General features: G+C 70.4%; 27 protein-coding genes. 14 read left to right on the top strand and 13 right to left on the bottom strand.

All coding sequences use genetic code 11. From position 1 onward, the window contains the following. The first annotated feature begins 129 nt into the window (after positions 1–129). Positions 130–1,275, top strand: coding sequence for a serine hydrolase domain-containing protein (locus AB8O64_RS13585; protein WP_356452372.1), 1,146 nt, complete (start codon positions 130–132; stop codon positions 1,273–1,275). Positions 1,276–1,505: 230 nt separating this feature from the next. Here AB8O64_RS13585 and AB8O64_RS13590 read toward each other — a convergent pair whose 3' ends face one another. Beyond that, positions 1,506–1,784 carry a hypothetical protein gene (locus AB8O64_RS13590; protein WP_365372972.1) on the bottom strand — a complete coding sequence of 93 codons (279 nt, stop codon included), beginning with the start codon at positions 1,782–1,784 and terminating at the stop codon, positions 1,506–1,508. Between the two features lie 417 nt (positions 1,785–2,201). On the opposite strand from AB8O64_RS13590, the gene lepB reads away from it, so the two are divergent. After that, entirely contained in the window at positions 2,202–3,053 is an 852-nt protein-coding gene (gene lepB, locus AB8O64_RS13595) for a signal peptidase I (protein WP_370419414.1), read from the top strand. A 57-nt stretch (positions 3,054–3,110) separates the two neighbouring features. Here lepB and AB8O64_RS13600 read toward each other — a convergent pair whose 3' ends face one another. Further along, a complete protein-coding gene (locus tag AB8O64_RS13600; RefSeq protein WP_370419415.1) occupies positions 3,111–3,749 on the bottom strand; it encodes a LysE family translocator in 639 nt (212 codons plus the stop codon). A gap of 148 nt (positions 3,750–3,897) precedes the next feature. Here AB8O64_RS13600 and AB8O64_RS13605 point away from each other — a divergent pair, with 148 nt between their 5' ends. Further along, entirely contained in the window at positions 3,898–4,959 is a 1,062-nt protein-coding gene (locus AB8O64_RS13605) for a zinc-binding dehydrogenase (RefSeq protein WP_370419416.1), read from the top strand. On the opposite strand, the gene AB8O64_RS13610 is transcribed toward AB8O64_RS13605, so the two are convergent. From AB8O64_RS13610 to AB8O64_RS13620, 3 genes are read right to left on the bottom strand one after another with little or no spacing between them, the layout of a single operon-like run. Continuing rightward, a complete protein-coding gene (locus AB8O64_RS13610; protein ID WP_370419417.1) occupies positions 4,905–6,869 on the bottom strand; it encodes a polyprenyl synthetase family protein in 1,965 nt (654 codons plus the stop codon). The genes AB8O64_RS13605 and AB8O64_RS13610 overlap by 55 nt on opposite strands. Before the next feature lie 27 nt (positions 6,870–6,896). Then, positions 6,897–7,277: a DUF6114 domain-containing protein gene (locus AB8O64_RS13615; RefSeq protein ID WP_370419418.1), complete on the bottom strand. Its 381-nt coding sequence runs from the start codon at positions 7,275–7,277 to the stop codon at positions 6,897–6,899. A 2-nt stretch (positions 7,278–7,279) separates the two neighbouring features. After that, positions 7,280–7,813, bottom strand: a complete 534-nt coding sequence (locus AB8O64_RS13620) for a DUF6230 family protein (RefSeq protein ID WP_370419419.1) — start codon at positions 7,811–7,813, stop codon at positions 7,280–7,282. A gap of 370 nt (positions 7,814–8,183) precedes the next feature. Here AB8O64_RS13620 and AB8O64_RS13625 point away from each other — a divergent pair, with 370 nt between their 5' ends. From AB8O64_RS13625 to AB8O64_RS13650, 6 genes are all read left to right on the top strand, one after another. Beyond that, positions 8,184–8,381 (top strand): DUF3311 domain-containing protein, encoded by a 198-nt coding sequence (locus AB8O64_RS13625; RefSeq protein WP_361932255.1) that lies wholly within the window; start codon positions 8,184–8,186, stop codon positions 8,379–8,381. Then, on the top strand, positions 8,378–9,886 hold the full coding sequence (locus tag AB8O64_RS13630) for a sodium:solute symporter (protein ID WP_370419420.1): 1,509 nt from the start codon (positions 8,378–8,380) through the stop codon (positions 9,884–9,886). The genes AB8O64_RS13625 and AB8O64_RS13630 overlap by 4 nt, the downstream gene beginning before the upstream one ends. A 51-nt stretch (positions 9,887–9,937) precedes the next feature. After that, positions 9,938–10,249 (top strand): DUF6412 domain-containing protein, encoded by a 312-nt coding sequence (locus AB8O64_RS13635; RefSeq protein ID WP_370419421.1) that lies wholly within the window; start codon positions 9,938–9,940, stop codon positions 10,247–10,249. A gap of 112 nt (positions 10,250–10,361) precedes the next feature. Next, positions 10,362–11,102 carry a YidC/Oxa1 family membrane protein insertase gene (locus AB8O64_RS13640; protein WP_370419422.1) on the top strand — a complete coding sequence of 247 codons (741 nt, stop codon included), beginning with the start codon at positions 10,362–10,364 and terminating at the stop codon, positions 11,100–11,102. Positions 11,103–11,253: 151 nt separating this feature from the next. After that, on the top strand, positions 11,254–12,111 hold the full coding sequence (locus AB8O64_RS13645) for a fumarylacetoacetate hydrolase family protein (protein WP_370419423.1): 858 nt from the start codon (positions 11,254–11,256) through the stop codon (positions 12,109–12,111). Positions 12,112–12,186: 75 nt separating this feature from the next. Then, positions 12,187–12,600: a hypothetical protein gene (locus tag AB8O64_RS13650; protein ID WP_370419424.1), complete on the top strand. Its 414-nt coding sequence runs from the start codon at positions 12,187–12,189 to the stop codon at positions 12,598–12,600. Positions 12,601–12,722: 122 nt separating this feature from the next. Here the strand turns inward: AB8O64_RS13650 and AB8O64_RS13655 are convergent, their stop codons facing one another. Both AB8O64_RS13655 and AB8O64_RS13660 read right to left on the bottom strand, forming a co-directional pair. Continuing rightward, on the bottom strand, positions 12,723–12,944 hold the full coding sequence (locus AB8O64_RS13655) for a DUF397 domain-containing protein (RefSeq protein ID WP_370419425.1): 222 nt from the start codon (positions 12,942–12,944) through the stop codon (positions 12,723–12,725). Positions 12,945–12,951: 7 nt separating this feature from the next. Further along, positions 12,952–13,815 (bottom strand): helix-turn-helix domain-containing protein, encoded by an 864-nt coding sequence (locus tag AB8O64_RS13660; RefSeq protein WP_370419426.1) that lies wholly within the window; start codon positions 13,813–13,815, stop codon positions 12,952–12,954. Positions 13,816–14,064: 249 nt separating this feature from the next. On the opposite strand from AB8O64_RS13660, the gene AB8O64_RS13665 reads away from it, so the two are divergent. Together AB8O64_RS13665 and AB8O64_RS13670 are read left to right on the top strand one after the other, a co-directional pair. Beyond that, positions 14,065–14,385, top strand: coding sequence for a hypothetical protein (locus AB8O64_RS13665; protein WP_370419427.1), 321 nt, complete (start codon positions 14,065–14,067; stop codon positions 14,383–14,385). Then, the gene (locus AB8O64_RS13670) at positions 14,382–14,666 is read left to right on the top strand and encodes a DUF6255 family natural product biosynthesis protein (RefSeq protein ID WP_370419428.1); all 285 of its coding nucleotides are present in this window, start codon (positions 14,382–14,384) and stop codon (positions 14,664–14,666) included. Before AB8O64_RS13665 ends, AB8O64_RS13670 begins: the two co-directional genes overlap by 4 nt. Positions 14,667–15,031: 365 nt before the next feature. Here AB8O64_RS13670 and AB8O64_RS13675 read toward each other — a convergent pair whose 3' ends face one another. Beyond that, positions 15,032–15,376: a hypothetical protein gene (locus AB8O64_RS13675; RefSeq protein WP_370419429.1), complete on the bottom strand. Its 345-nt coding sequence runs from the start codon at positions 15,374–15,376 to the stop codon at positions 15,032–15,034. A gap of 53 nt (positions 15,377–15,429) precedes the next feature. Between AB8O64_RS13675 and AB8O64_RS13680 the strand changes: the two genes are divergently transcribed. Beyond that, positions 15,430–15,657 (top strand): hypothetical protein, encoded by a 228-nt coding sequence (locus tag AB8O64_RS13680; RefSeq protein WP_370419430.1) that lies wholly within the window; start codon positions 15,430–15,432, stop codon positions 15,655–15,657. After that, positions 15,654–15,800 carry a hypothetical protein gene (locus tag AB8O64_RS13685; RefSeq protein WP_370424071.1) on the top strand — a complete coding sequence of 49 codons (147 nt, stop codon included), beginning with the start codon at positions 15,654–15,656 and terminating at the stop codon, positions 15,798–15,800. Before AB8O64_RS13680 ends, AB8O64_RS13685 begins: the two co-directional genes overlap by 4 nt. Before the next feature lie 16 nt (positions 15,801–15,816). Here the strand turns inward: AB8O64_RS13685 and AB8O64_RS13690 are convergent, their stop codons facing one another. The 3 genes from AB8O64_RS13690 to AB8O64_RS13700 form a co-directional block, all read right to left on the bottom strand. Then, the gene (locus tag AB8O64_RS13690) at positions 15,817–16,308 is read right to left on the bottom strand and encodes a hypothetical protein (RefSeq protein ID WP_370419431.1); all 492 of its coding nucleotides are present in this window, start codon (positions 16,306–16,308) and stop codon (positions 15,817–15,819) included. 79 nt (positions 16,309–16,387) lie between these two features. After that, complete coding sequence (locus AB8O64_RS13695) at positions 16,388–16,855, bottom strand: cupin domain-containing protein (protein ID WP_370419432.1); 468 nt, start codon at positions 16,853–16,855, stop codon at positions 16,388–16,390. A gap of 109 nt (positions 16,856–16,964) precedes the next feature. After that, positions 16,965–18,245 carry a DUF445 domain-containing protein gene (locus AB8O64_RS13700; RefSeq protein WP_370423864.1) on the bottom strand — a complete coding sequence of 427 codons (1,281 nt, stop codon included), beginning with the start codon at positions 18,243–18,245 and terminating at the stop codon, positions 16,965–16,967. A 420-nt stretch (positions 18,246–18,665) separates the two neighbouring features. Between AB8O64_RS13700 and AB8O64_RS13705 the strand changes: the two genes are divergently transcribed. Beyond that, positions 18,666–19,991, top strand: a complete 1,326-nt coding sequence (locus tag AB8O64_RS13705; RefSeq protein WP_370419433.1) for an SGNH/GDSL hydrolase family protein — start codon at positions 18,666–18,668, stop codon at positions 19,989–19,991. A 77-nt stretch (positions 19,992–20,068) separates the two neighbouring features. Here the strand turns inward: AB8O64_RS13705 and AB8O64_RS13710 are convergent, their stop codons facing one another. Both AB8O64_RS13710 and AB8O64_RS13715 read right to left on the bottom strand, forming a co-directional pair. Then, on the bottom strand, positions 20,069–20,785 hold the full coding sequence (locus AB8O64_RS13710) for a DUF1707 domain-containing protein (RefSeq protein WP_370419434.1): 717 nt from the start codon (positions 20,783–20,785) through the stop codon (positions 20,069–20,071). A 24-nt stretch (positions 20,786–20,809) separates the two neighbouring features. Continuing rightward, positions 20,810–21,799 (bottom strand): ATP-binding cassette domain-containing protein, encoded by a 990-nt coding sequence (locus AB8O64_RS13715; protein ID WP_370419435.1) that lies wholly within the window; start codon positions 21,797–21,799, stop codon positions 20,810–20,812. Positions 21,800–21,802: the final 3 nt, after the last annotated feature.

A 21,802-nucleotide genomic window follows, 5' to 3' on the forward strand; every position in this document is an offset into this window, starting at 1 on the left:
GCGGCGGGCCGGGGCGGGCGCACAGAATATCGCTCGATCCCACCGCGCGGCGTACGTATCGTGGCCTGGCCGAAGGCACACGGGGGGCATCGGTCCGGCATGCCCCGACGCGAGGGAAAGAGCGGCACAGTGGAGCACAGCGGATGGGCCGACGAGGGGTTCGGAGCCGTCGCGGACGAGTTCGCCCGGAACTTCGCCGAGCGCGGTGACCTCGGCGCAGCCGTGACCGTGTTCGCGGGCGGGCGCAAGGTCGTGGACCTGTGGGGCGGCATCGCCGACCAGCGGACCGGCCGGGCCTGGGAAGAGGACACGGCCGTCCCGGTCTTCTCCGCCGCCAAGGGCATCGTCGGCATCTGCGCCCATCTGCTCGCACAGCAGGGGCGGCTCGACCTCGACGCCCCCATGGCCGACTACTGGCCGGAGTTCGGGCAGCGCGGCAAGGAGAAGATCACGACGCGCATGGTGCTCGCGCACCGCGCCGGCCTGCCCGCCGTCGACGACCGCACGCTGACCTTCGAGGACCTCGTCGCCTGGACCCCGGTCGTCAAGGCCCTCGAGGAGCAGGAGCCCCTCTGGGAGCCCGGCACGGCGCTGGAGTACCACGGCTTCACCTTGGGCTGGCTGGTCGGTGAGGTGATCCGGCGGATCACCGGGCTCACCCCCGGCGCGTACTTCCGTGCGGCCGTCGCCGACGAGCTGGGCCTGAGCACCTGGATCGGTGTGCCCGAGGCCGAACTCCCGTCGCTGGCCCGGCTCGTCGAGGCCGACGGGCGGCCCGCGCTGCCGGATCCGGAGACGCTCATCATGCGGATCCTGACGACGAACGGGCTGGTGCCCTTCCCCGGCCTGGATGATCCGCACGGCTACAACTCCCCCGCGCTGCTGACCGCCGAGTTCCCCGGGACGGGCGGCGTCTCCTCGGCGCGCGGTCTGGCCACGCTGTACGCGGCCGCCGCGCACGGCGTGGACGGCGGGCCGCGGCTGCTCAGCCCGGAGACCGTCACCGACGCGGTGCGGGAGCAGTCGGCCGGCGCCTCCTGGTCGGGGTTCCCCGACCTGGGCGCGCGGTGGGGTTCCGGCTTCCACCTCGACTCGGCCCGGCACCCGCTGCTCGGCCCCCGCAGCTTCGGCCACGACGGCTCGGGCGGCCAACTGGCCTTCGGCGACGACGCGTACGGCGTCGGCTTCGGTTACGTCACCAACCGGATGATCGGCCACGGCGACGCGCGGACGGCGTCTTTGCTCATGGCGGTACGGGAGTGTGTCTTGCGCTAGCGCTTCGGCCGGCTGCGGGCCGTCTTGCCGCCTGCTGCGGCGGGCGCCCTGCGGGCGCGTCCTCAATCGCCGGACGGGCTGGTTTTGGCTGAGCTCAGCCATATCGAGCCCGTCCGGCGATTGAGGACACCGCCGCGCAGCCGAGGTGCACACCCGACAGCAGTCCGCAGGACAACAGGCATCGCCCGCCCCCAGGAGCTCGGGGCGGGCGATGTCTGATGGGGGATCTGCTACCAGCGCGGCTTCGCGGCGGTCTCGTCCGCCTTGATGCAGGCGGCGCGCTGCTTGGCGATGGCGTTGGCCTGGGCCTGGGCGCGGTTGGCCGCCTCGGGCTCGCCCAGCTTCCGCAGCGTGGCGGCCTTGGCCTTCAGGTCGGCGACCTGCTGACCCATCTGGGCCACGTTGCAGGTCTTGTGGGGGGCCGCGGTGGCGGTCGTGACGGGCAGGGCCGTGAACAGGACGCCACCGGCGAGCGCGGCGGTCACGGCGAGCGCGGAAATACGACGCATGCGTCTCTCCAAGTTCCGGGTCGTACCGACCCGTTGAGGGGGGAAAAATCGCCGACCTCCATCGGTTACCCAAGGTGGCCGACAACGCGGAGCGTAGTGGAAATAGGGATCTTGAAGACCCGGCAAGTCGGGCAGAGCCCGCATATCCGACCGCCAACTCCCCGTGGTTTCCGTCACTTCCCCCGACCGGGCACGCGTCGCCGCACGCATCACACACCGTCATCACCATCTCAGGAATCACTCACCGTCACGGCCTGAATTCACCCCTCACCGCGACGGGCCCCGGGAAGCCGCAGGTCACCTAGGATCGATCGGGAACAATCCGACTCCCGAGCTCGTGGAACTCCCGCTCGTTGTGGGAGTGGCGGGCCTGTGCCGAGCAGGGTGCGGGCGGGAAGCGCGAGTGAGGAGCAGGGCGTGGCGGACGCGGCGGTCGACGCACGGTCGGAGCACAACGAGCCCGAGGACGGGCCGGCACCGGAGGGGCCACGCGGCGTGAAGGCCAAGAAGCAGCGCCCTTTCTGGAAGGAGCTGCCGATCCTCCTCGGCGTCGCGCTCCTGCTCGCCCTGCTGATCAAGACGTTCCTGGTGCAGGCGTTCTCGATCCCGTCGGACTCCATGCAGAACACCCTGCAGCCGGGCGACCGGGTGCTGGTCGACAAGCTGACCCCGTGGTTCGGTTCGGAGCCCGAGCGCGGCGAGGTCGTCGTCTTCCACGACCCGGGCGACTGGATGAAGTACGAGCCGACCCCGCAGCCCAACGCCGCCCAGAAGGTGCTCAGCTTCATCGGGCTGATGCCGTCCGCCGAGGAGAAGGACCTGATCAAGCGGGTCATCGGGGTCGGCGGCGACACGGTGGAGTGCAAGGGCTCGGGCCCGGTCAAGGTCAACGGCAAGCCCCTCGACGAGCCGTACGTCTTCGCGGGGAACACGGCCTGCAGCACGGACGAGAAGGGGCAGTTCAAGGTCAAGGTCCCCAAGGGGCACCTCTGGGTGATGGGTGACCACCGCCAGAACTCCGCGGACTCCCGCTACCACCGCGATAGCCCCGGCGGCGGCATGGTGCCGGTCGGCAATGTGGTGGGCCGCGCGGTCGTCGTCGCCTGGCCGGTCGACCGCTGGTCCACGCTGCCGGTACCCGGCACGTTCGACCAGAAGGACATCAACACGGTGGCCGCCACCGCCCCGGGCGCGCTGGCCCTCGTGGGCGCGGCACCGCTGGTGTGGCTGCGCCGGCGCTCCCGCGCACGGGTGCGCGCCGCCGACTAGCGGACTCCGAACCCGCTGCTCGGTGCGGCGCGCGGTCGCGCGCCGGACGGCGGCGGCTCAGTCACCCAGGGCGAGCTTCAGGCCGAAGCCCGCGATGACCGTGCCGGTGACGCGGTCGAGGGCCCGACGGGCGGCGGGGCGTTGGAGCCAGCCGCGCAAGGCCTGGGCGAAGGCGATCAGCGCCATCGACCAGAGCAGGCCGAGCAGTATGTGCACGCAGGTCAGCAGCAGACCGGTCGTGAAGTGCGGGGCGCCGGCCGGGATGAACTGCGGCAGGACGGCGACGTAGAAGACGCCCACCTTGGGGTTGAGGAGGTTGGTGAGCGCGCCCTGCCGCCACCCCTCGTACAGGGTCTCGGCCTCCTTCAGGACCGGCGCCTCATCCGCCCCTTCGGCCCGCATGCCGCGCCAGGCGTCGATCAGCATGCGCGCGCCCATCCACAGCAGATACACCGCGCCCGCCCAGCGCAGGATCTCGTACGCCACCTGAGAGGCCGTCAACAGCGCGGTCACACCGAGCGAGGTGAGCGCACCCCACACGAAAATGCCGGTCTGGATGCCGAGGACCACGCCCCAGGCCCGTCGGCGGCGGCCGAGTGCCGCCGTGCGCAGGACGAGGGCGGTGTCGAGGCCGGGGGTGAGGGTGAGGAGGCCCACGACCAGAGCGAAGGACCATAGCGTTGTGCTTATCGTCATGGGCGTTCACCATAATCCTGCCTGAATTCGGGCACGATCACCGGGGTCGGCCTCAGTTTCCTCGCTCTCTTGACCTCAAGCAATGTTGATGTTGGAGAGTGATCACGCCGCCCCACCCCGGGGGCGCACCGATCCAGGAGTGCACGACATGCACGCGATACGGCTGCACGCCTTCGGCCCTGCCGGGAACCTGAGCCACGAAGAGGTCCCCGCCCCCGTTCCGGCCGAGGGGCAGGTGCGGATCGATGTGCGGGCGAGCGGCGTCCACTGGATCGAGACCACGCTTCGACGCGGCCTCCCCGTCGGCCCGCACCAGCCGCCGGAGCTGCCGGTCGTCCCCGGCGGGGAGGTCGCCGGCGTCGTGTCGGCGGTGGGGCCGGGCGTGGACGAACAGTGGCTGGGCCGACGGGTCGTGGCGCAGCTGGGCGGGTACGGCGGGTACGCCGAGCAGGCCGTCGCCGACGTCGACTCCCTCCACCCCATCCCCGGACACCTCGACGCCGAGACCGCCGTGGCGGCGATCACCACCGGCTCCACGGCCCAGGGCGTCCTGTCCGTGGCGGGCGTCACCGCCGACGACACGGTGCTCGTGATGTCGGCGGCCGGCGGCCTCGGCAGCCTGTTCGTCCAGGCGGCGCGTCAGGCCGGCGCCACCGTCGTGGGAGTGGCGGGCGGTCCGGCCAAGACGGCACGCGTGCGGGAGCTCGGCGCCGATGTCGCGGTCGACTACCGGGACGCCGACTGGCCGGGGCACGTCCGCGAGGCCCTGGGCGGGCGTCAGGTGAGCGTGGTCCTCGACGGCGTGGGGGGCACGACCGGCCGCCAGGCCCTGGAACTGCTCGGCCCCGGCGGCCGCTTCCTGCTGCACGGCTGGGCCTCCGGGACGCCCACCGAGATCACCACACCGGACATCATCGAGCGCGCCCTCACCGTCACCTGGGCGATCGGCCCGGCCATGGTCCCCGTCGGCGGCATGCGCGAGCTCGCCACCCGCGCCCTGGCCGAGGCCGCCGCGGGCCGTCTCGTGCCGCTGATCACCCGCTTCCCCCTCTCACGCGCCGCCGACGCGCATGCCGCGCTGGAAGCCCGCGAGGTCGAGGGCAAGGTGGTGCTGACCACCTGTGCGCCTTCCCGTACCGCACCCGCACCCGGAGTTCAGCTGACCCGGTGTGCGGCCTGCCGCGCCACCTGGCCCAACCGCTCGCGGTAGGCGGAGTCCGGCAGCCGGTCCAGGTGACCCTGGGCTCGCTCCGTGTACGCCACGGCCAGGTCCCGGGCCCGGGTCATGGCATCGGTGCTCTGGAGCAGCCGGTGCACGGCGGGCAGGGCGCGTTCGCCATCGGCGTCGTTCCACAAGGCGTGCAGCTCGGTCCGTTGAGGCGGCGAGGCGTGGGCGTGGGCCAGCAAGAGGGGCAAGGTGGGGCGGTGGTTGCGCAGGTCACTGGCCGCGTCCTTGCCGGCGGCCTGTGAGGTGCTGTCGTAGGGCAGGAGATCGTCACGGATCTGGAAGGCCATGCCGAGGGCCAGTCCGTACTCGCTCAGCGCCTGGACCTGATCGTTGCTGCCTTCGGCGAGGTACGCGCCGAGACGGCAGGCGTAGGCGAAGAGCACCGCCGTCTTGAGCCTGATCATCTCCAGGTAGGTGTCGACCCCGCAGGTCAGATCGTCCGAGATGTGCAGTTCCAGGGCCGCGCCGCGCGCCAGGTCCTCGCCCGTGCGGCCCGCATCGGCGAATGCCCGGGCGACGCGCTCCGCGCTCGCCCCCTGCTCACGGCAGCGGGAGAGCCCCTGGAGGGCCTTCATGACGAGGCCGTTGGCGGCCAGGAGCGCGAGGTCCGCGCCGAAGCGGTAGGGCGCCGAGTCCCGGCCCCGCCGCTGATGGTCGCCGTCGATGATGTCGTCGTGGATCAGGCTGGCGACGTGGACGAGTTCGGTGCTGACCGCGGCGGACAGGACCATGTCGGTGCGCCCGCCGACGGCCCCGGCGGCTTCCACGGTCAGCACCGGCCTGAGCAGCTTTCCGACCGGCAGCAGGGCGTGGTTCTGGATCGGCGCGAGAAGCGTGTCGTCCGCCCCTTCGCAGGACCGCCTCAGCTCGGCGCTGATCGCCCGGTGCGACGCCCAACTGCGTACGTCGTCGAGTTGCTCCGGAACGACGGGGACAGCGGCGGAAGGAAAGGCGGGAGCCATTTCGGCGCGGGGCGGCGGCACCGCGTCGAACACGGACCGCAGGGAGGAAACCGCCAGCCGTTTCAGGGAGGCCGGGCGGGGGTGGGGGCGCCGCCGCAAGGCGGCGGGCAGGTCCTCGGTCACTGCCCTCAGATGCAGCCGGTACAGGGACTCCATGGTTTCGATCGCGGCTCTGCCATAAGGGGGCAGCGCCGCCGTCACGGCCTCCGCACCGGACAGCAGAACCGCGGCACGGTCGGCTTCCCAGCGCAGCGCCCGCAACACCGCGGGAGTCGCCCTGCGGTTGAGAAAATCCGTCCGGTCCGCCGCGCAGTTCTCCAGCGTCTCCGTAGAGATTCCCAGCCAGCCGCGCGCCACGTCCTCGGAGATGTCCCGCAGATTGTCCACCCGGTCCAGGCCCTCGCCGAAGGACAGCACCGCCTGGTCGAACGCGGGATCGCCGACCGGTCCGCCCAGCAGCGGGCAGCCCAGCAGCACAGGCGCGCCCACGGCACAGCGGGCGAACTCCGACAACTCCGCCTCGGTCGCGAACCCGGTCCTGCCGATGTCCCCCCGGGTCGTCGCGACGAACTTCTCCAGGGCCGGAACCGGCAAGGCGAACGTCGCGATGCTGTGCACGATCGCGGCGCGCACGGGGTGCGCCGAATATCCCGCGCGTACTTCCGTCAGCAGTTCATGGGTCTCTTCGGAGAAACGCGCGACGCTGCCCTTGCGGCTGTCCGCCAGGTCGTCCACCCAGCGCACCACGGCTCCCACAGCGGCCATCGCGGGCCGGTATTGCGGCGGCAGGAACGCCCCGGCCATGGCCATGGTCCAGTCCGTCTTCAACGCCAGCTTGAAGCAGGCCCGATACGACTTCCGCAATCCGGCGTCCTTGATACCTGCCAGATCGAGGCACTCGTCGAACTTGCCCAGTTCCCAACGCGCCAAGGCATGACCTTTCTTGGGAGATGGTTCTTACGATGCCTTGCTGCTACGCGGCTCGGGCGTCCAGGCCACGGTGATCGCCCCACCGGATGCCAGCAGGAGGAATCCGAGGAACAAGCCGCCCATGTTGGCCGCGACCAGGCTGACCAGGGACAGCATGAGCGCGAGGACCCCCGGGAAAGCACGCCTTTCGGGAGCTTGCCAGGTGGCGATCCCGGACACGAGACACAGACTGCCCAGCAGCCACGCGGAGGCCCCGGCGGTTCCCGAGAACGGCAGCATGCCCAGGCCGTCCCAGGTGGTCAGCACGATTTCGACGCCGCCCAGGCACATCAACAGGCCGCCCCAGAACGGGCGCGTGCGGTACCAGGGCAGCCAACGGGAGCGAGCGGTCGGCCACAGATCGTTCATAGTCATTTCCCGGCACCCCGATGAGGGCTGGAGGGGCAGCCTTGACGGCCGTGGACGAAGTCCGCGTGGAATCCCTTCGCGGTCAGACTCGCGGCGGCGAACGCGCGAGGTTCGACACGGACGTCGAATGCGTGAAAAGAGCCCGCGGTCAGCCGGAAGGGTGTTGCCGGGTCCCGCTCTGTTTCCAGGCCGGCCGAGGAAAGGGAAACGCGTGACGAAGTGAGGGAGGACGTCTCGATGGTGAACTTCGAGGCGGACAGCGTGTCGGCGTACAGACGGGCGGTGGTGGCTCCGACAACCGGCAGTTCCACCACGGACGTCACACAGACTTCATCGGCTCGAAAATCCTGGAAGAGCGACATGAGTGCCGCATCGGAATGTTTTCCCGACGACAGGCCCGGGTTGATCGACAACCCGGACACACTGATCTTCTCCGCGCTGATGACCATCGGCACCCGCCCCGCGAAGGCGAACTGGAGCGCGCTGGCGGTGTCGGTGGCCAGAAGGCCGTAGGCCGCTCCGAGAACGACGGTCATGACCACTGCGCAGCGCCGGCGTCGAACATGCCCAGTCGGCGCCGACGGGATTTCCTTCGGTGCGCTTGGCGCGTCGCGACGCAAGGGCAACTCCCCTGTTTCTCTGGTCACTCACCGGTTCCGCGGAGCCAGGAAGAAGAAATCGGAATCAATTCGTTCACCGAACAGCACTGAATGGCGGTCCATCTCTACACGCCGCGTCTGTCGCACCCCGAAATGCACGGCGGACGGGCATCGTTTACACCCGAAGGGGTGAGCGTTTCTACGGCCGACCGGTCCCCCTGTCGCAGGGGTGCGTGGCCTGCACCGATGCCACCACCGGGACGGGCCGGAAGAGGGAGCCACCGCACCACGACCTAGGGTCGACCATGTGCTGAAACGTCCCGCCTTGCTCTGGCTGCTGGCCCCCTACGCGCTCTTCCTCGGCGCACTGCCCCTCGTCGACCGCGTCCGTCCCACGGTGGCCGGCCTGCCCTTCCTCTTCTTCTGGCTGCTGCTGGCGACCCTGCTGACACCGGCCGCCGTCTTCCTCGCCTGGCGCGGGGACCGGAAGCGGGGCCGGGTGTGAACGCCACCGTCGCGACGTCGGTCTTCGGCGTCTTCATGGTCCTCACCGTCGCCCTCGGCCTCTTCGCCGTCCGGGGCCGGGGCTCGGGCGGCGGGCTCACCGAGTGGTCGGTGGGCGGCCGCAGCATGGGCACGGTCTTCATCTGGGTGCTGATGGCGGGCGAGGGCTACACGAGCTTCAGCTACCTCGGCGCGGCGGGCTGGGGCTACAACCACGGCGCGCCGGTCCTCTACGTCATCGCGTACATGTCCTGCGGCTACGCCATCGGCTACGTCGTCGGGCCGATGCTCTGGTCCTACGCCCGCGAGCACGGCCTCGTCTCCATCACCGACATGGTCGCCCACCGCTACGGGCGCCCGTGGCTCGGCACGGCCGTCGCGATCCTGGCGACCGTGTGCCTGCTGCCGTACATCCAGCTTCAGATCACCGGCATGGGCGTGGTCGTCTCGACCATCTCCTACGGCGCGATCAGCCTGAACTGGGCCTATTTCATCGCCTTCGCCGTCACCACGGGCTTCGTGGTCGTGAGCGGGCTGCGCGGCAGCGCCTGGGTCTCCGTACTCAAGGACGTGCTGGTCATCGGCACCCTGGGCTTCCTCGCGATCTACGTCCCGCTGCACTACTTCGACGGCTACGGGCCCTTCCTGGACCGCCTCGTGGCGGAGAAGCCGGACTGGCTGACCTTCACCGGGCACGGTGGCAGCGGCCTGGGCGGCAGCTGGTTCGTCACGACGAGCTTCCTGAACTCCCTGACCGTGGTGATCTTCCCGACGACCGTGGCGGGCTACCTCGGCGCGCGCAGCGCCGACGGGCTGCGCCGCAACGCGATGCTGCTGCCGTTCTACAACGTGCTGCTGTTCGTGCCGATGCTGCTGGGCATGGCGGCGATCTTCGTGGTGCCGGGACTGGCCGGCCCGGGGTCGAACCTGGCGCTGTTCAAGCTCGTGGTGGACTCCCTGCCCGCGTGGGCGGTCGGGGTGATCGGGGTCGCGGCGGCCCTGTCGTCGATCGTGCCGATGGCGGTGTTCATGCTGGTCATCGGCACCATGTGGGGCAAGAGCGTGCTGGGCGTCATGCCCGGTCTGGCGGGTCGCCCGGACCGGCAGAAGACGGGCGCCCAGGTGGTGGTCGTGGCGGCGGGCGGACTGGCCCTGCTGCTCACCTACACCGAGCCCAATACGCTCGTGCGGCTGTCACTGATCTCGTACGAGGGCATGGCGCAACTCGTGCCCATGATTCTGCTGGGCCTGGTGTGGCGGAAGCTGACGCTCTGGGGTGCGGTGAGCGGTCTGGTGGCGGGCGGCACCTTGGTGTGTGCGCTGGTCTTCACCGAGAACGACCCGCTGTGGGGGGTGAACGCGGGGGCCATCGCCCTCGGGTTGAACCTGGTGGTCGCGCTGGTGGTCTCCTGGCTGGGGCCGAAGACGGCCGACGAGCGGCCGGATTCCGAGGTGCTGGCGACGGATCCGGGCCCGGACGTGCCGGTTGTCAGTGGCACCGTCTAGCATCGGAACGAACGACTGAACGAACGGCCTTCGGGGAGGGGGGACCACCTCATGCGTCACGTCCTGCGCGACACCATGCGTACGCACGTGAGCGTGCTCCTCTTCCTGCTGGCCGAACTGCTGCTCGCGCAGAGCGGCTTGGTGGGCGTCGTCGCGCTGGCCGCGACGACGGCCGTCGCGGCCGCGTTGCTGGCCTGCGCCGTTCTCGCCGCCCGCGTCACGGGTCCGCTCACGCCGACCCGCATACGCACCGCGATACGGGACCGGGAGTTGCGTACGGCGTTCCTCGCCCAACGCGATCCCGATGCCCAGGGCCGCCCCCGGCCCCGAGCGCCCGGCCGTCCCCTCCCGACGGCCGCGTAGGCGCTCCGCTCCCGCCACTGCATTTCACTTGAGCCGAGCTGAGCCCGCGCGGCTCGTCACGCCGAAACCCCTTCCGTTTCCGGCACGACGAGACCCCGTGGAGGGCTCACCCATGTCCGTTTTCGCATTCCTCGGCACCCTGCTGTCGCACCTCGCCGACCTCATCGACCCGCTCTTCGGCGCCTCGGCGACGGCCGCCGCGATCGTCCTGTTCACGCTGGGCGTCCGGCTCGCCCTGCACCCCCTGGCCAGGTCGGCCGCGCGCGGCGAGGGAGCCCGCGCCGAGCTCGCACCCGAGCTGGAGAAGCTGCGCCGCAAGCACAAGAACCACCCGGAGAGGCTGCACAAGGCGGCGACCGAGATGTACGCCAAGGCCGGCTCGTCGCCGATGGCCGGCTGCCTGCCGTCCATGGTGCAGCTGCCCGTGTTCTATGTGATGTACCACCTCTTCACCACGGGCTCCGGCGGCGACGGCCTCCTCGATCACACTCTGCTGGGTGCCCCGCTCGGCGGCCGGTGGGCGGGCGCACTCGGCGACGGCGGGGTGTTCGGCCCGCAGGGCCTGGTCTACCTGGGCCTGTTCGCCCTGATCGCGGCCGTGGCGACATGGACGTACACCCGCAGCCGCAAGGCAGCCGCCACCATGCCCGTCCCGGGGGCCGACCAGGTCCCGGGCATGACGGGGCTGACCAAGATCCTTCCGCTGCTCACCTTCGGCACGCTCGTCACCGCCGCGATCGTGCCACTGGCGGCCGGCCTCTATCTGGCGGCCACCACGGCCTGGACGGCGGCCGAACGGGCGTACCTGACGCCCCTTCGGGTACCGCAGTCGGCGCGCAAGGCCCGCGTATGAGCGCTCATGTGACGGTCCAACTGCCGGACGTGGACTTGCGGAGGGAGCCGCCGTTCTTGCACGATCGGCCAGTTCACCTGATGGCCGTCCCCCATCGGCCGGTCCGGACAAGGCCGTCCGGGCCGTCCCTTCGACCGTGGGAGTCGTACGGATGAAGCTGTTGCGTGTGGGACCGGCGGGTGCGGAACGCCCGGCGCTGCTGGACGAGGAAGGCACACTGCGCGACCTGTCGGCCCTGGTGCCCGACGTGGACGCCGGGCTGTTCGCGGACGAGTCGGCGCTGAAGCACGTGCGGGCCGCCGTCGGCGCCCGCGTCCTGCCCACGCTCGACCCGACCGGCCTGCGGATCGGCCCACCCGTCGGCCGCATCGGCAAGATCGTCTGCGTCGGCCTGAACTATCACGCCCACGCCGCCGAGCTCCGGGTCAAGGTCCCCACCGAGCCGGTCCTCTTCCTCAAGGCCCCGGACACGGTCGTCGGCCCGGACGACACGGTGCTGGTGCCGCGCGGCAGCGAGAAGACCGACTGGGAGGTCGAGCTGGCCGTCGTCATCGGCCGGACGGCCCGCTACCTGGAGACGGACGAGCAGGCCCTCGCCTCGATAGCCGGGTACGCGGTGGCGAACGACGTCTCGGAGCGGGCGTTCCAGATGGAGCGCGGCGGCCAGTGGGACAAGGGCAAGAACTGCGAGACGTTCAACCCGCTGGGCCCGTGGCTGGTCACCGCCGACGAGATCCCCGACCCGCAGGACTTGCGGCTGCGCCTGTGGGTGAACGGGGAGCTGCGGCAGGACGGCAGCACGGCGGACCAGATCTTCCCCGTCGCCCAGGTCGTGCGGTACGTCAGCCAGTACATGACCCTCTACCCCGGGGACGTCGTCAACACCGGCACCCCGGCGGGCGTGGCCATGGGCCAACCGGAGCCCAAGCCGTATCTGCGGGCCGGGGACGTGGTGGAGCTGGAGATCGACGGCCTGGGGCGGCAGCGGCAGGTACTCAAGGAGGCGTAGCGGCGGGCGTACGTCCGGGGGACCCGGCGCGTGTTTTGCCGGGTTCCGCACCCTTGTCCATGCATATTTTCGTACATGCGCAAGGAACTGGGCGGAAGGTCCCGTACGGCCGGCCTGGCGGTCCTGGCGACCGCGCTCGGCGGCGTGCTGCTCGTATGCGCCCTGGCCGCGCTGAGCGCGGCTGCCGCGTCGCGTCCGGGCCCGTGGGCCCCTCCGACGCCGGCCGCGGTGACGGGCAGCCCGTCGGCGACCCCGGCCGCCACCCCCACGGCGGGGGCGAAGCCCTTGCCCCCCTTGCCCCGCCCGATGCCACCCCCGACCGTGCGCCCGTCCGTGCGCCCGCACGCGGGCCCGGTGGCGGGCGACGGCCACGAACTGGCCCACAGCGGGCCGCCGATGAGCGCGTCGATGGCTTTCGGCGGCGCGCTGGTCATGCTGGGCGCGGGCCTGGCACTGATCGTTCTCTACCGCTCCCGCTACGAGCGGTAAGCCTGCCTCCGGCTCCTGCCCTGACGGATGCCGCCGCTACCGGGGGCGCAGCTCATCCGCTCTGACGGCCCGGGTGAACGAGCGGTAGGCGCGGGGGCCGCCGCTCCGGTCGCCCGACTCCCTCACCCCGTTGCCCGGCTGCCGATCGCGTCGCGCCGGACGGCGCCGACGAAGGACGTCCATGCGGAGGGCGTGAAGGTGAAGGCGCCTCTGGCGCGGTCCTTGCTGTCGCCTATGGCTATGAGGCCGTCGTCGGTCAGCTGCGCCTCGACACACCCGACCTGTTGGTTATCGCTATAGGAGGACTTGCGCCACGCGTATGCGGGCAGATTGTGGCGTTTCACGCGTACCTCACTCGGATTCAAGTTCACGTGCGATCGATGCAATCAACTCGATGGAGTGCTGCGCCGGGAGCGCCGTTGCCTGAAGCCGCCCCCACGCGCGCCTGTACTTTGTGACGGCCTCATCCTCCTCCAGGTACAGGGCACCGTCGAGATACTCGACTTGGACCACGTCCAGGCCCATGGGCTCCGGGTAGGAGAAGATGTCGAACGAGCCGCCTGTGCAGGTGAAGACGGTCTGAGACAGTGGGGTGACCTGGATGGTCATCTCAGGCGACTGGCTGAGACAGATCAGCCTCCGCAGCTGCTCCGCCATCACCGCAGGCCCGCCGATCTGCTGGCGCAGGACACCTTCGGGAATGATGCACATGTAGCTTGGCGACTTATCCCGCCGGAGGATTTCCTGCCGTTCCATCCGCAGGTCGAGATAGAATTCAAGCTCTTCCTCGGGCAGCGGATCCGAACCAGTCATTACTGCGGTTGCATACGGTCTGGTTTGAAGGAGTCCAGGAATCACTTGCGACTGGAAGGCACGGATCTTTGTCGCATCGGACTCCAGGGACAGTCCTTCCTTGAAGCTCGGCCGCAGCGTGTCGCCGTACTGGCGCCACCAGCTCCTCTTGTGCCCCTCGGACGCAAGGGCGACCAGACACTCGCGCGTCTTCTCGTCCTTGACTCCGTAGAGGCTCAGCAGCACATCCAGTTCGAGTCGGGTGACACGGTGGCGCCCGGTCTCCTGCCGACTGATCTTCGACCTGTCGCCGTGGATGGCGCCCGCCGCCTCCTCTGGTGAGACCTTCGCCGCTTCCCGGAGCGCTCTCAGCTCCGCTCCGAGCCTGCGTCGTCTGGCGGTGCGCTGTGCCTGCTGTCCCACGCGTAGCTCCTCGACTGTCCTGCGCCCCCAACCCCTGCGGCCGGGACCCCGAATACTGGCCAATCGAATCCCCAAGTGCCAGTCCACAGAGTGTCGTTCTTCAATTTGTCGCTCCATCGATTGAAGTTTGTCGCGAGCGCCAAGCGGATGCATTCTGGATACGCCGCGCCACTGCTGAAATGGTGCGGCGCAAGTTGCGCTCAATGGGCACGGGTTGGCGCGCATTCGAACCTTGGAAGGGTGTAGCGGATGACATACAGGGTCGGTGTGTTCGTGATGGACACCCGAGAGAAGCGACTCGTGCAGGTGATCGGACACGTCGGCGACCGCGTGCAGGTCAGAACGCCCGGCGGCGGCCTTGAGTGGGAAGTCCCGGCGGGAGCCCTACGGTTGGCGACGAGCGAGGAGCGGGCGGCGGCCCGCGCGGCGACCACGGGTCTCATGAACTGCGCCGAGTGCGCCGAACTCGAAGCCGCCCGGCGACGGGCCATCGCGGGTGGCGACGAGGAGAAGGCCGGCGACGCCCTCGTCGCCGTACGTTCGCACCGACGCAGGGCGCACGCCCTGTGAAGGGCGAGGGCAGCCGGCCCGGGAGCTGCGGGCATCGTTCGGGCTGGACACAGACCCATGGCGAGGCGCGCTGCAATGACTGTGGAACCAGACGGTTCATGGACTACGGCGCTCTGCGGCCAGCAGAGTTGCCCCAGACGACCACGCCGCCCCCGCACCGCGCCCACCGAGCGGACCGCGCGGCAGCCCGGCACGTGGCGCGCATCGTGCGGCGCGGCATCCGCTGGGGGGCGAGCGGCGTGGGCGCGCCCCGCTGGGCGGCACCCGCGTCAGCCGTCTGAATCAGCCGCACCAAGGCCGGAGAAGCACGACGCAGTGGACAGCGACGACGCACCTTGCGGCCTCGGCTCTCGTCTGGGCACAGACCACAAGCGACGAACTCCATCGAACGCTCAGAACGTGTCCAGGACCGGCAAAATCGGAAGCGCGAGCCAGCGGTGGGTCGGGGACCCTCGTGGCAGCCCTCGGCTCTGGGGTGTAGCCGAGGAGCGTGCGAGCAAAATCGTTCGTCAAGCGTGCCGCCTGCCCTTTCACTCTGCGCCAGTCGTGTCTTCCGATTTACGGCTCCCGTTACTCCGGACGTAGCTCGGCGTCCTCAGCGCTGCCCGATTCACTGCGTGGGCGGGCGTGGAGGCTCGTGCGCCTGCTAGTGCTTCTTCGCTCCACCCCTCGTGACGTCGACCAGGCTCCCAAGGGGTAAGGCTGCGGAGAAGGACTGAAATGTCATGCAGAAGAACGGATAGGAAACCATGAGTATGCGCAAGCCCCTCGCTGTCGCCGCAACCACCGCCTGCGCCGCGCTCCTCATCGGGGCCACCGGCACCACTGCAACAGCTGCGACCGCCCCGCAGACCCCCACCGTTGCGGCCGCCCCACAGGCCGGCTCCGGCGCGAGCATTGACCTGAGTGCTCTCACCAGCGCGTTCACGGAGCTCCAAGCCTCGGTGGACGCGATTACCCCGGAAATCACCAGCCTTATCACGTCGATCACGTCGCAGGCGGGGTAGGGCGCCCATAGCGGGAGAGCATCCGGATGACGCCCCCATGGCAGCCGACCAGGCCGAGGAATTCGACCGCGAGATCGAGCATGTCCCTGCGGCTGAGCTGCCTGCTGCTCACGTCCGCTGGGCACTGGTCGTCACAGGCGCCGATGACGAAGACGAACGCCTCTTCGGGCGCCTTGCCTACGGCGAGAACATCGGGGCCACTCCGGCCAACACCCACGCTCGCAATGCGATGCCGCAAGTTTCGACGCCGGAATGCGGCGCTTGACCAGCGACCCGTACGGCCATGGCTCCACCCCGGTCAAGGATGACGCCGACCGGCGTGAAGCAACTGTCAGCGGGGTTGTCGTCCGCTACTACATCAGCGCTGCCGTTCTTACCGTCACAGTCGTCCGCCTCGTCTACGTCTGACGCCCCAGGTCGAACGTCATCGCTCGGCGATCCGCCGGCTCACGTGATGCTGTGCCCAATCGGATACGCCGCCCAGCCGGGCAGCGGCTTTGGCCGGGTCGCCGGTTCGGGTCGGCTGGTCCACCTCGAAGTCGTGGCCCGTCAGACCGCTTTCCTCCTCGGCGATGCGAGCGATGCGATAAGCCCGTTCCATCACCGCCAACGCCGCCGGACCCGAGTGGCGATAGGCGACCTCTATGTTGGCTGTGTCCCCGCAGTAGTCGAACTGCACCCGTCCCGGCGGACCGACCGTTTCAAGGGTCAAGCTGTACAGGTACTCCTCGGACTCGACAGGTCCGATCTCCCGCGAGACCCGTTCCAGGATGCGATCCCATTCGGCCCGTTGTGCGTCGGTAAGCCGAAGCAGGGGCAGATCTGCCTCGGGGTCGAAGTCGGCGTTGAGACGGTCGAGCGTCTGCTGAAGGGTCAGGCCCGGCCGTACCCGCACGAGCGTGATGTCGTAGGTCACCGGGTGAATCTACGGGGTTCCCACTTCCACGGCAGCCGAGCCGACCGCACGGTCCAACCATCGGCACAGCGCCCCGGCGTCACGGCATCGGACGCATCTCAATGCCGTGCCGCTTGCCGATCTCGATGAGGCCCTCGACGTCCGGCGGCGTGTCCGACATCGGCGGCAGCTCCCGCCGCTGGGCCGGTTCGCCCGCCTCGGCGAAGAAGGCCTCGATGCCGCCCGGCGCGTAGGTGACCAGCAGCCGGGCGGTGCTCGTGGGCTCGAACCGCTCCCATGTGCCGGCGGGGATGTGGAAGAAGGACCCGGGGCCGCCCTCGAACGTCTCGTCGGCGATGTAATAGCGCACCGTGCCCTCGATGACGTAGACGCTCTCCGTCCCGGGGTGGGTGTGGGGCGGTGGGCCCATGCCCTCCGGGAGGGTCATCTCCACGACGGTCACCGCGCCGTCGGTCTCGTCGCTCGACGCCTTGATCTCGTAGAGACCGTTGAGCATCCAGAATGCCGACCCGTCACCGCTGTGACGCACGTGGGCGTTCTTCGCCATGAGGCCGCTTCCTTCCGTCGGGGGGCTCCCCATGGGTTCCCCCCGACGGTCCGGCCGAAGGCCGCCATCCGGGTGCGCGCCCGGACACCACAGGCGGCAGCTCCAGGCCTCACGCCCCCAGCAGGCGTGACGCCGTGAAGATGCCCAGACCCGCCAGCGCGCCCACCACCGTGCCGTTGATCCTGATGAACTGGAGGTCCCTGCCGATGTGGGCCTCGATCTTGCGGGTGGTCTGTTCGGGGTCCCAGCTCGCCACCGTGTCCGTGATCAGCAGCGTGATCTCGTCCCGGTACGTCGTCACCACGTAGACCGCCGCGTCCTCCAGCCAGCCGTCGATCTTCGCGCGGAGCCGGTCGTCGCTCGTCATGCGGGTGCCCAGGGAGAGGATCGAGGCGCGGACCCGCATCCGCAGTTCGCTGCGCTCGTCCTCGGCCGCCGCGACCATCATCGCCCGTACCGAACCCCACGCCGAGGCGATCAGGTCCTGTACCTCGGCGCGGCCCAGCACCTCGGACTTCAGCCGCTCGATCCGCTCGCGGGTGTCCGTGTCGGACTGGAGCTCCTCGGCGAAGTCCGCGAGGAAGCGGTCGATGGCGCCGCGCGCCGGGTGGTCCGGCATGTCGCGGGTCTCGGTCACGAAGCGCAGCAGTTCCTTGTAGACCCGCTCGCCGACCTTGCGGTCCACGAAGCGCGGTGTCCAGCCGGGCGCGCCGCCGGTGACGGCGTCCATCACCGAGTCGCTGTGCTCGACGAGCCAGTCGTGCGCGCGGACGCACACCAGGTCCACGACCCGGTGGTGGCCGCCGTCCGCGACGATCTTCTCCAGCATCGCGCCGAGGCCCGGGGCGATCTCCTGGGCGTCGGCCCGGCGGTTGATGGCCTCGCCGACGACCGCCTGGACGTCGGAGTCGCGCAGGACGGTCAGCGCGCCGCGCAGCGCGGTGGCCAGCTCGGCGGTGACCCGGTCGGCGTGGTCCGGACCGGCGAGCCAGGTGCCCAGGCGGGAGCCGATGCCGACCGCGCGCAGCCGGCCGCGCACGATGTCGCCGGAGAGGAAGTTCTCGCCGACGAATTCACCGAGGGAGACGCCCAGCTGGTCCTTCTTCGTCGGGATGATGGCGGTGTGCGGGATGGGCAGGCCCATCGGGCGGCGGAAGAGCGCGGTGACGGCGAACCAGTCGGCGAGCGCGCCGACCATGCCCGCCTCGGCGGCGGCCGCCACATAGGCAGCCCAGCCGCCCGCCCCGGTGGACTGCGCCCACTTCGCGAGGGCGTAGACCAGGGCGACGAGGGCCAGCAGGCCGGTCGCCGTGGCCTTCATCCGGCGCACGCCGCGCCGTTTCTCCTCGTCCGCGGCGCTGTAGGTGAATCCGCCGGGCCGAGCGGGCATCACCCTTTCGGCGGCAGCCGACTCCCCCGAATTGGACTGAATCATCCGTACCACCCGTTCCGGCTGTCGTGATGTGCATTGTCCCTACCCGGGGTACTCGGGGAACGGACGTGGAGTTCCCGTCGTCTGACAAGTCGCATGTGACACCTCCCGACGTGGGACACGTCCCGTGACCGCATCCGCCGACAGTCGTGACCGTTGCGTCCCGCCGCATCCGTGACCGCTCTCCCGACCGTTCTCCGATCGTTCCCGAGGCCTTCCCGTGTCCTTTTGCCGCTCAGCACACCCGCGCCCCACCGTGGGATCATGGTGAGGCGATCGGACCGCGAGGGCGCTGTTGCTGCTCAGTGCCAGTCCCGTCCTGTGGCTCCGACCCCTCGGAGCCGTCCGCTCCGCATTCCCCCCAGGAGAAATCCGCCCATGAACAGGCCTCCCCTGCCCCGCGGTACGGCCTATGCCGTGCTCGCCGCGCTGGCGGCCCTCGTGATCGTCGTCTCGACCGCGATATTCCTCGGGGTCGGCGGCCCCGAGGGACGCTCCGCGACGAAGGTGCCCGAGCCCGGCCGCCCCGCCACGTCGGCCGCCTCGGGAGCGTGGATCGGCTCCTGGTCCACCTCACCGTCCGCCGCCGAGCCGAACACCCCGAACGGTTACGCCGGACAGTCGATCCGCAACGTCGTGCACACCACCATCGGCGGCACCGGCGCGCGCATCCAGCTCTCCAACCTCTACGGCACTCAGCCGCTGGCCCTCACCCACGTCTCCCTCGCCCTCGCCGCCGGGCACGGCACCGCCGACGCGGCACCCGGCAGCATGCGCCGGCTGACCTTCGGCGCGCGCCCCACGGTGACGATCCCCGCCGGGCACGCCGTCCTCAGCGACCCCGTCCGGCTCGTCGTCCCCCAGGCGACCGATCTGCTCGTCACCACGTACTCACCGACCCCCTCGGGCCCGGTCACCCACCACCCGCACGCCCGCCAGACCTCCTACCTCGCCCACGGCGACCGGGCCGAGGACCTCGACGGCGCGCGCTACCGGACGAAGACCAAGTACTGGCGCTACCTCACCGCCGTGGACGTCTGGAGCAAGGACGCGAAGGGCGCCGTCGCGGTGATCGGCGACTCGATCACCGACGGTGTCACCTCCACCCCGAACACCAACCAGCGCTGGACGGACTTCCTCGCGGCCCGGCTGCGCACCGAGCCGGGCGCGCCCGCCTACGGCGTCCTCAACCAGGGCATCAGCGGCAACCGCGTCCTGCTCGGCAGCTCGGCCACCGTGCCCGCGAACAACCCCAGCGCCCTCGACCGCTTCGAACGCGACGTCCTCACCCGTACGGGTGTACGGGTCGTGGTCATGGAGCTGGGCGTCAACGACATCCTCCGCCTCCCGCAGCAGACCGACCCCTCCCGGATCACCGCAGGGCTGCGGAAGCTGGTCGAGCGGGCGCACGCGCGCGGGCTGCGCGTCGTCGGCGCGACGCTGATGCCCTTCGGCGGCCACCGGGGCGGCAAGCCGGTCCAGGAGTCCGTGCGCCAGGCCGTCAACGAGCAGATCCGGTCCGGGCAGGTCTTCGACGACGTCGTGGACCTCGACGCGGCCCTGCGCGACCCGGCGGACCCGCAGCGGCTGCTGCCGCTGTACGACTCCGGCGACCACCTCCACCCGAGCGACGCCGGCTACCGGGCCATGGCCGACGCCGTGGACCTCGAAACCCTCAAGGGGCAGGCCTCGGCCGCGCTGTAAGCACGAGGAAACGCGACGGGAAACGCGACAACGGCCGGGTGGGAGTCCCCCCACCCGGCCGTTGTCGCATCTGAACGTCACTCCAGCCGCTTGCGCGGCTCCCCGCCGTCCAGGCCGTCCCGCGTTCCGCCCTCCAGGCGCTCCCGCCGCAGCTCCTCGCGCAGCCGCTCCCGCTGGGCCCGCGCCCACTTGCGCTCGACACCGACACCGCCCCACACGGCGAAGCCGGTGATCCTCACCCGCGGGGAACCGGGGGCCGCCACATCGCCGCCCCGGTCACCGAAGCCGCCCATGATGCCCACGCCCGACACCTCGACGTGGAGGTCCGGCGGGGCGATGACCTGCATCCCGCCCATGAGGGCGAAACAGCGGATGACCACCTCGCGGTCCTCGAACCGCGCGTCCCGCAGATCGATCTCGCCGCCGCCCCAGAAACAGAAGGCCGTGAACACGCGCGGCACCGTCCAGCGGCCCTTGCGCGAGAAAGCGCCCAGCACACCGACGGCACCCTTCGAGGTCGGCGGGCCGCCGATCCGCTCCGGCCAGCTCGCGTCGGCCGGCGACGCCGGAGCCGACGACGCACCGGGCACCACCGCGGACGCGGTCCCCGGCGCCGGCAGGTCCCGGACCAGCGGGACCAGCTCACCGTGCGTACGGGCCTTGTACGCCGCGTCCAGACGCTGCTCGAACTCCTCCATGTCCAGCCGTCCTTCGGCCACGGCCTCGCGCAGGGCCTCCGCGACCCGCTCGCGCTCGGCGTCGGACGCCCGCATGTCAGGAAGCTCGCTCATCATGACGGACAGCCTAACGAGCGACCCCTAGATCCCCGATCGCTGCGCGTACATTTTCGCGATGACGGCCTCGATGTCCGGCTCCCGCACCGACAGGTCCACCAACGGATACCGCTCGGCCACCGCCGCCACGATCGGCGCCGCGCTCTGCCCCGCCGCGAACGCCAGCCACTGACGCGGTCCTTCGACCTTGACCGTACGCGCCCCGGGCACCCCCTCGATCGGCGGCAGCTCCCGCTCCAGGTCCACCACGAGCGTCCGCTCGCTCTCCCCGACCGCGTGCAGCCCGTCCAGCCCGCCGTCGTAGACCAGCCGCCCGTGGTCGATCACCATGACCCGCTTGCACAACTGCTCAATGTCGGTCAGATCGTGCGTGGTCAGCAGCACGGTCGTACCCCGCTCGGCGTTCACCTCCCGCAGGAACTCCCGCACCTTCGCCTTGCTCACCACGTCCAGGCCGATGGTCGGCTCGTCGAGGTAGAGCACCTCGGGGTCGTGCAGCAGGGCGGCGGCGATGTCGCCGCGCATCCGCTGGCCCAGGGACAGCTGCCGCACGGGCACGTCCAGCAGCGCGCCCAGGTCGAGGAGGTCGACGCAGCGCTCCAGATTGGCGCGGTAACGGGCGTCGGGGATGCGGTACATGCGGCGCACCAGCCCGTAGGAGTCGCGCAGCGGCAGATCCCACCAGAGCGTGGTGCGCTGCCCGAAGACCACCCCGATGCGGCGGGCGAGCCGGGTGCGCTCACGGGAGGGATCGATGCCCGCCACCCGCAGCCGGCCGCCGCTGGGCACGAGGATGCCCGTCAGCATCTTGATCGTGGTGGACTTCCCGGCGCCGTTGGGGCCGATGTAGCCGACCATCTCCCCGCGCGGCACGGTGAAGCCGATGCCGTCCACCGCCCGCACCTGATGCCGCTCGCGGCGCAGGAAGCCCGCCTTGCGGCGGACCTCGAAGACCTTCTCCACACCGTCCAGCTCGATGAACCTGTCATCGCGGTCACCAGCACCCGTCGCCACTGC

The sequence above is a fragment of the Streptomyces sp. QH1-20 genome, from assembly GCF_041283565.1.
Taxonomy (GTDB): domain Bacteria; phylum Actinomycetota; class Actinomycetes; order Streptomycetales; family Streptomycetaceae; genus Streptomyces; species Streptomyces syringius.

Excerpts from the sequence above, each read along its gene's own strand:
- AB8O64_RS13590 (WP_365372972.1), bottom strand. The coding sequence starts at position 1,784 with ATGCGTCGTATTTCCGCGCTCGCCGTGACCGCCGCGCTCGCCGGTGGC.
- AB8O64_RS13600 (WP_370419415.1), bottom strand. The coding sequence starts at position 3,749 with ATGACGATAAGCACAACGCTATGGTCCTTCGCTCTGGTCGTGGGCCTC.
- AB8O64_RS13605 (WP_370419416.1), top strand. The coding sequence starts at position 3,898 with ATGCACGCGATACGGCTGCACGCCTTCGGCCCTGCCGGGAACCTGAGC.
- AB8O64_RS13615 (WP_370419418.1), bottom strand. The coding sequence starts at position 7,277 with ATGAACGATCTGTGGCCGACCGCTCGCTCCCGTTGGCTGCCCTGGTAC.
- AB8O64_RS13620 (WP_370419419.1), bottom strand. The coding sequence starts at position 7,813 with ATGACCGTCGTTCTCGGAGCGGCCTACGGCCTTCTGGCCACCGACACC.
- AB8O64_RS13635 (WP_370419421.1), top strand. The coding sequence starts at position 9,938 with ATGCGTCACGTCCTGCGCGACACCATGCGTACGCACGTGAGCGTGCTC.
- AB8O64_RS13640 (WP_370419422.1), top strand. The coding sequence starts at position 10,362 with ATGTCCGTTTTCGCATTCCTCGGCACCCTGCTGTCGCACCTCGCCGAC.
- AB8O64_RS13645 (WP_370419423.1), top strand. The coding sequence starts at position 11,254 with ATGAAGCTGTTGCGTGTGGGACCGGCGGGTGCGGAACGCCCGGCGCTG.
- AB8O64_RS13650 (WP_370419424.1), top strand. The coding sequence starts at position 12,187 with ATGCGCAAGGAACTGGGCGGAAGGTCCCGTACGGCCGGCCTGGCGGTC.
- AB8O64_RS13665 (WP_370419427.1), top strand. The coding sequence starts at position 14,065 with ATGACATACAGGGTCGGTGTGTTCGTGATGGACACCCGAGAGAAGCGA.
- AB8O64_RS13680 (WP_370419430.1), top strand. The coding sequence starts at position 15,430 with ATGGCAGCCGACCAGGCCGAGGAATTCGACCGCGAGATCGAGCATGTC.
- AB8O64_RS13695 (WP_370419432.1), bottom strand. The coding sequence starts at position 16,855 with ATGGCGAAGAACGCCCACGTGCGTCACAGCGGTGACGGGTCGGCATTC.
- AB8O64_RS13700 (WP_370423864.1), bottom strand. The coding sequence starts at position 18,245 with ATGCCCGCTCGGCCCGGCGGATTCACCTACAGCGCCGCGGACGAGGAG.
- AB8O64_RS13705 (WP_370419433.1), top strand. The coding sequence starts at position 18,666 with ATGAACAGGCCTCCCCTGCCCCGCGGTACGGCCTATGCCGTGCTCGCC.
- AB8O64_RS13710 (WP_370419434.1), bottom strand. The coding sequence starts at position 20,785 with ATGATGAGCGAGCTTCCTGACATGCGGGCGTCCGACGCCGAGCGCGAG.